We start from the raw sequence: 7,275 nt of genomic DNA, 5'->3' as shown, positions 1-7,275 counted from the left end.
CAGGCTGGTCCTATAAGGGGCAAGCAGGTACACTTAGGGCAATTTTTTGATCCGATCAAAGTAACGAATTTCTAATATAGAACGGGACAGCATGAATCCGAATTACCTGGATTTTGAGCAGCCTATCGCTGAGCTGCAGGCCAAAATTGATGAATTGCGTCTGGTTGGCGACGACCACGACGGATTAAATATCTCCGAAGAACTGGAAAAGCTGGAAGAGAAAAGCCGTACGCTGACCGAATCCATTTTCTCGGATCTTTCTGCATGGCAGATTTCTCAGCTGGCACGTCATCCACAGCGTCCGTATACGCTGGATTACGTCGAGCATATCTTCGATGATTTCGATGAACTACACGGCGATCGTCATTTTTCCGATGATCAGGCTATAGTGGGCGGTATCGCACGCATCGACGGCCAGCCAGTCATGGTGATTGGTCATCAGAAAGGCCGTGAAGTGAAGGAAAAGGTTGCCCGCAACTTTGGTATGCCGCGTCCAGAAGGTTACCGTAAGGCGCTGCGTCTTATGGAGATGGCTGAACGCTTCAGCATGCCTGTTATGACCTTCATTGACACACCAGGAGCTTATCCTGGTATTGATGCTGAAGAGCGCGGCCAGTCCGAAGCAATCGCATTTAACTTACTGAAATTGTCCAGCCTGAAAACACCGGTTATTGCGACCGTGATTGGTGAAGGTGGTTCGGGTGGTGCGTTGGCGATTGGTGTGTGTGATGAATTGCTGATGTTGCAGTACGGTACCTATTCCGTGATCTCGCCGGAAGGGTGTGCATCCATTTTGTGGAAAAGTGCAGAGCGTGCATCCGATGCTGCAAAGGCGATGGGTATCACTGCTGATCGTTTGAGCGAACTAGGCTTGGTGGATCAGGTTGTAAGCGAGCCTCTGGGGGGCGCGCATCGTGATCAGGCTTTGATGGCGGCGAATCTTAAGAAGCACCTGCTAGAGACGTTGGAGAAGCTGAATGGTTTCTCTGAAGAGGAGCTGTTGGAGCGTCGTTATGAGCGCTTGATGGCCTACGGAATCAATTCCGAACAGTAAGTGAAAATTTACTCCTTCTGATGTCTGCTGCAATCGAACGTCACTTTCAGAGGCTATTGCAGCAGATGCCTGAGCCCAATCGCTGGTTGATTGCTCACAGCGGCGGGCTCGACTCTCAGGTACTCCTGCATCTTGCCGGTAAATACCTCGCTCCCGAGCGCTTATTGGTGCTTCATGTTAATCATCATCTTCAGTCTTCAGCAGAGCGCTGGGCTGAGTTTTCGGCGCAACAAGCGTCCCGGTATGCACTCCCCCACCAGATACTGAATGTTTATCCTGATACGCCGTCGGAAGAGGCTGCACGTCGTGAGCGCTACGCAGCGTTTGAGTCCCAGATGCAAGCCGGTGACTGTTTATTGCTAGGGCATCATGGTGATGATCAGGCTGAAACAATGCTGTTTCGCTTACTGCGCGGAGCGGGATTAAAAGGGTTGTCTGGTATGCCTGTGCACAGAACGCTAGGGACGGGTAGGCTCTTTCGTCCTTTGCTCGGTTGTCTGCGTTCTGATTTGGAGCGTTATGCAGCTGAGCAGCATCTGGTTTGGGTTGATGATCCTAGTAACGAGCAGGCTGTTTACGACCGTAATTTTCTGCGACTCGACGTTTTTCCGTTATTGGAAGGTCGTTGGCCGGGCTTTAAACAGCGCTGGTTAAAAACATCCGAGCAGCTCACCGCGTCGCAACAGCTTTTGAACGAATACCTTGATGCGGATCTAAGCTCCCATGTCGGCGCATTTGGCGAGTTATCATTATCGGCCCTCTGCGATTGTTCAGCGCAACGCCAGGATCATCTGTTACGGCGTTGGTTGGAGAGGCAGGTGGGGGTGATGTTAAACACCACACAGCTTGATGAAATAAAGCGAACATTGATCTCGTCGCGAGCAGATGCCGAGCCGCAGTTGAAGGTTGAAAAGATCGTCATTCGGCGTTATCGATCGGCGTTGTATTTGACGTCTGCAGAAGCGTTAGTGCCGCATGAACTGGATCAGCTCGCAGTTGGAGAGTTCCCTTTAGGCGATGGCGTACTTCAGGTTTCATCGGCAGATGTAGGCTTGAGCACGCTCGAAAATGTTCGGCTGGTGCGGCGGAAGGGGGGAGAACGTTGCCGCCCTTTGGGTCGGAACGGCAGTTGTACGGTGAAAAAATTGCTGCAAGAAGCCGGAATTCCTCCTTGGCTGAAGGTGTATTGGCCGCTGCTTATGGTGGGTGAAGAGGTGGTTGCTATACCGGGTATTTGCCTTTGTGAGGGCTGGCAGACGAAAAGTGGAGGATTTAACGCCACTTGGTGCAGCTTCGCATTGTCGGAATGCAGTTCGTTTGGTATCCTGTAGCCCCATCTTTGATCACGTTTTTTCCCTCGTTTTAACCACGAATTACAGGTTCTGCATGACGCGTTATATCTTCGTCACCGGTGGTGTTGTGTCCTCATTGGGCAAAGGCATCGCATCTGCCTCTTTGGCTGCTATTTTGGAAGCCCGAGGTCTAAAAGTTACCATGCTGAAGCTGGATCCCTACATTAACGTAGATCCAGGTACGATGAGTCCTTTCCAGCATGGTGAGGTATTTGTTACGGAAGATGGAGCTGAAACGGACCTGGACTTAGGTCACTATGAGCGCTTCATCGACACGACTATGTCCAAGCGCAACAACTTTACGGCTGGTCGTATTTATCAGCACGTTCTGCGCAAAGAGCGTCGTGGTGATTATCTGGGTGGAACCGTACAGGTTATTCCTCACATTACCGATGAGATTAAACGTCGAGTAATCGAGGGCGCCGGTGATGCGGATGTCGCGCTCGTTGAGATCGGTGGCACTGTAGGTGATATCGAGTCTTTGCCATTTCTTGAAGCCGTACGTCAGCTGAAAGCTGAATTAGGCTTCTCGCGCGCTATGTTCATGCATCTGACGCTGGTGCCATATATCGCAACAGCAGGTGAGACTAAAACAAAACCATCCCAGCACTCTGTAAAAGACCTGCGTTCGATCGGTATTCAGCCAGATATTCTGGTTTGTCGTTCTGAGCGTCCGCTGCCGGACTCTTCGCGTCGTAAACTGTCTTTGTTTACAAACGTTGAAGAGCGTGCGGTTATCTCTTTGCCGGATGCTGACACTATTTATAACATCCCTCAGATGCTGGCAGATCAGCATCTGGATGATATCGTGATCGAACGTTTCCATCTGGAATGTGAGAAAGCGGATCTGGGTGAATGGAACCGTGTTGCAAACGCCCACCTCAACCCTGAAGGTGAAGTGACCATCGCGATGGTCGGCAAGTACATGGAACTGCTGGATGCCTACAAATCTCTGATTGAATCGATCAGTCACGCGGGTATCGCGCTGAATCGTAAAGTCCGTATCGAATATATCGACTCTGAGCGCGTCGAGCGTGAAGGTGTCGAGATTTTGGCAAATGCCAGTGCAATTCTGGTGCCGGGTGGCTTCGGTGAGCGTGGTGTTGAAGGCAAGATTCAGGCTGTTCAGTACGCACGAGAGAACAAAGTACCTTACTTGGGCATCTGTCTGGGTATGCAGGTTGCCGTGATTGAGTTTGCGCGTCACGTAGCGAACCTTCAGGGTGCGACCTCTTCTGAATTTGAAGCTAAAGCAGAACATCCGGTTATTGGTTTGATCACCGAGTGGACGACGACTGAAGGCGATGTCGAGACCCGCGGTGAGCAAGATGACCTGGGTGGTACGATGCGTTTGGGTGCGCAGGTTTGTCACCTGGCGGATGGATCAACTGCAGCGAAAGCTTACGGTGCAACCGAGATTACGGAACGTCATCGTCATCGTTATGAAGTGAACAACAACTATGTAGAGCAACTGGAAGCAGCGGGCTTGCGTATCTCCGGTCGTTCTGTCGACGGCGAATTGGTTGAAGTCGTTGAAGTGGCTGATCACCCGTGGTTCGTGGCGTGTCAGTTCCACCCTGAATTCACTTCGACGCCGCGCGCTGGACATGGTCTGTTTACCGGCTTTATCCAAGCAGCGCTGGATCATCAGGCTAAGCAGTAAAAGAATTTAATAATTTCTGGAGTTTATCGAATGGCACAGATTGCTGATATCAAAGCGCGCGAGGTTCTCGACTCTCGCGGAAATCCAACAGTAGAAGCTGACGTTATTTTGGCGTCCGGTGTAGTGGGTTCTGCTTGCGCACCTTCAGGCGCTTCTACGGGTTCCCGTGAAGCATTGGAACTTCGTGATGGCGATAAAGGTCGCTACCTGGGTAAAGGCGTTCTAAAAGCAGTGACTGCTGTGAACGGCGTAATCCGTGATGCTTTGGTCGGAATGGACGCTACTGATCAGCGCGCTCTGGATAACAAAATGCTGGAGCTGGATGGCACTGAAAACAAAGAGACGCTGGGTGCAAACGCAATTCTGGCTGTATCTTTGGCTGCGGCGAAAGCAGCGGCGACTGAAAAAGGCCTGCCGTTGTATGCGCACATTGCTGAGTTGAACGGTACTGCAGGTCAGTTCTCTTTGCCTTTGCCAATGATGAACATCCTGAACGGTGGTGAGCACGCTGATAACAACGTTGATATTCAGGAATTCATGGTTCAGCCGGTTAACTTTGACAAGTTCTCTGACGGCTTGCGCTGTGGTGCTGAAATTTTCCATGCACTGAAGGCTGTGCTGAAGGCTAAGGGTCTGAACACGGCTGTGGGTGACGAAGGTGGTTTTGCACCTAACCTGGCCTCTAACGAAGAAGCACTGGTTGTTATCAAAGAAGCGATCTCCAATGCCGGTTATGAACTGGGCAAAGACGTAACGCTGGCGCTGGATTGTGCTGCATCTGAGTTCTACAAAGATGGCAAATACGATCTGTCCGGTGAAGGCAAGGTCTTCGATGCTGAAGGCTTTGGTGACTACCTGGCTGCACTGACAGAAAACTATCCGATCGTATCTATTGAAGATGGTCTGGACGAATCTGATTGGGATGGTTGGGCTTATCTGACTCGGAAGATCGGTGACAAAGTTCAGCTGGTTGGTGATGATCTGTTCGTTACAAACACCAAGATCCTGAGCCGCGGTATTGAGCAGAATATCGGTAACTCCATCCTGATCAAATTCAACCAGATTGGTTCTCTTTCTGAGACGCTGGATGCGATTAAGATGGCTAAAGACGCAGGTTTCACCGTTGTTATCTCTCACCGTTCTGGTGAAACTGAAGATACCACCATTGCAGATCTGGCAGTGGGTACTGCAGCGGGTCAGATTAAAACCGGTTCCTTGTGTCGTTCTGACCGTGTAGCTAAGTACAACCGTCTGCTACGGATTGAGGAAGAACTGGGTGCTGAGGCCATTTACAATGGTCTGTCTGAAATTAAAGGTCAGGCTTAATACCTGACTCTTAACAAAAAAAGGGGGCTTTTAGCCCCCTTTTTTGACTTAGGCTTATGATGTTTCGCTGGTTATTGATTACGCTGTTAGTCCTGTTCGTTGCGCTGCAGTACCGACTCTGGTTTGGCGAAGCCAATTTGCGCCAGGTTTGGTCGCTGGAGCAGGAAATTGAGCAGCAGCGTGAAGAAAATCAGACGCTGAGTTTACGGAATAAACAGTTGGAAGCGGAAGTCAGAGATCTGAAGACAGGTCTATCCGCGTTAGAAGAGCGTGCCCGGAGTGAGCTGGGTATGATTCAGGAAGGTGAAACCTTCTTCCAGCTGGTTGAACCTGGACGGAGTAAATCCCAGAGTGAGTAGTTTTCCCACCCAATACAGCTATTTGTACGGTATGCCGGAAGGCAGTGCGCTGATTCGTAGTTGTAACGAAGATTTTCAGGTTGTTGAACAACTAGGTTTTGAGCCGGAAGGAGAAGGCGAACATCTGTTTCTCTATATCCGCAAGAACGGTGAGAACACCGATTGGGTCGCGCGCCAATTAGCAAGGTTTTGTCAGCTAAGCCCGCGTGATGTGGGTTATGCGGGGAAGAAAGATCGTCACGCCATTACTGAGCAATGGTTTAGTGTTGCGTTGCCTCCACAGCGAAAACTGAACTGGAATCTGTTTGGTGGAGATACGATCGAAGTCCTGAAAACTGTTCGCCATCCGCGCAAATTGCGTCTGGGTGCGTTGCAAGGGAACCGCTTCGGATTGCGCCTGCGTGATGTCAGCCATCCCGATGAGTTGGCCGCGCGGATCGAGAAAATTCGTTCAGGTGTACCGAATTATTTTGGTGAGCAGCGATTTGGTCAGGATGGAGGCAATCTGCAAAAAGGTGTGGAGCTCATCCGTGGCGAGCGCAAAGAACGTCAGCGGAATAAAAAAGGGATGTACATATCGGCGGTACGTTCCTGGTGCTTTAATCACCTGCTTTCTCAGCGTATAACCGAAGGTTATTGGGATCAGGTATTAGCTGGCGATGCGCTCATGCTATCCGGTTCAAAAAGCTGCTTTCTAGCAGAGGACGCTGATGCAGCTACCCAGCAGCGCCTGATGTCAGGTGATGTTAATCTGACGGGGGCGATGTGGGGTCGAGGTGAACCGCTGAATGTTGGTGCTTCCCGACAGTGGGAGAAAGACCAGCTTGCGCCGTGGGAAGAGATACTGGAACGTTTGGAGCATCTGGGTCTGCGCCAGGAGCGCCGGGCTCTTCGGTTACAGCCTGTCGCACTTGAAGCGAAAGCTGAGTCGGAAAATCAGTGGTGGTTAGAGTTTGAGCTGCCATCAGGCGCGTTTGCAACCAGTGTTTTACGTGAGCTGACGCAGGTGATTAAGCCGACACAGGATACTGCTGAATGAAAATACTGATCTCAAATGATGATGGTGTTTTTGCGCCGGGCTTGGCTACGCTAGCACAAGTGATCGGGCAAGATTGTCAGATTGAAGTGGTTGCACCGGATAGAAATCGCAGCGGTGCCAGTAACTCGCTAACGCTTGATCGGCCGCTGGAAGCTTTTCGTCACGAAAATGGTTTTGTTGGTGTCAATGGAACCCCTACCGACTGTGTCCATCTGGGTACATCGGGCATCTTTGATATCGAACCAGAGATCGTGGTTTCCGGTATCAATGCCGGTGCTAATATGGGCGATGATGTTCTCTACTCCGGAACCGTGGCTGCCGCAACTGAAGGACGTCACCTAAAATATCCGCCGATTGCTGTTTCCGTCGCGAGTCATCATCCGCAGCATTTTGACACGGCTGCGGAGATCGTTCGCTTACTGTTGCAAGGTATTGGAAAGGTGAACCTTGCGCCGCGTACGGTGCTGAATGTTAACGTACCT

7 protein-coding genes are annotated in these 7,275 nt (G+C 50.8%); all 7 read left to right on the top strand.

What is annotated here, in order from left to right:
• The first annotated feature begins 91 nt into the window (after positions 1-91).
• Positions 92-1,054: an acetyl-CoA carboxylase carboxyl transferase subunit alpha gene (accA, locus tag ABYW01_RS09860; protein WP_193951602.1), complete on the top strand. Its 963-nt coding sequence runs from the start codon at positions 92-94 to the stop codon at positions 1,052-1,054.
• Between the two features lie 65 nt (positions 1,055-1,119).
• Positions 1,120-2,385, top strand: a complete 1,266-nt coding sequence (gene tilS, locus ABYW01_RS09855) for a tRNA lysidine(34) synthetase TilS (protein WP_372832407.1) — start codon at positions 1,120-1,122, stop codon at positions 2,383-2,385.
• Between the two features lie 55 nt (positions 2,386-2,440).
• On the top strand, positions 2,441-4,069 hold the full coding sequence (locus ABYW01_RS09850) for a CTP synthase (protein WP_193951604.1): 1,629 nt from the start codon (positions 2,441-2,443) through the stop codon (positions 4,067-4,069).
• 30 nt (positions 4,070-4,099) lie between these two features.
• Complete coding sequence (gene eno, locus ABYW01_RS09845) at positions 4,100-5,395, top strand: phosphopyruvate hydratase (protein WP_372832405.1); 1,296 nt, start codon at positions 4,100-4,102, stop codon at positions 5,393-5,395.
• Between the two features lie 59 nt (positions 5,396-5,454).
• Positions 5,455-5,754, top strand: coding sequence for a cell division protein FtsB (gene ftsB / locus ABYW01_RS09840; RefSeq protein WP_193951606.1), 300 nt, complete (start codon positions 5,455-5,457; stop codon positions 5,752-5,754).
• Entirely contained in the window at positions 5,747-6,793 is a 1,047-nt protein-coding gene (truD, locus tag ABYW01_RS09835; protein WP_372832404.1) for a tRNA pseudouridine(13) synthase TruD, read from the top strand. The genes ftsB and truD overlap by 8 nt, the downstream gene beginning before the upstream one ends.
• A partial coding sequence (gene surE / locus ABYW01_RS09830) for a 5'/3'-nucleotidase SurE (protein WP_372832402.1) occupies positions 6,790-7,275 on the top strand: 486 nt, incomplete at its 3' end. The genes truD and surE, both read left to right, overlap by 4 nt.

It is taken from the genome of Pontibacterium sp., from assembly GCF_041587635.1.
Classification (GTDB): domain Bacteria; phylum Pseudomonadota; class Gammaproteobacteria; order Pseudomonadales; family Balneatricaceae; genus Pontibacterium.
Note: the sequence above shows the minus strand (reverse complement) of the source record. Positions and strands in the feature narration are given on the sequence as shown.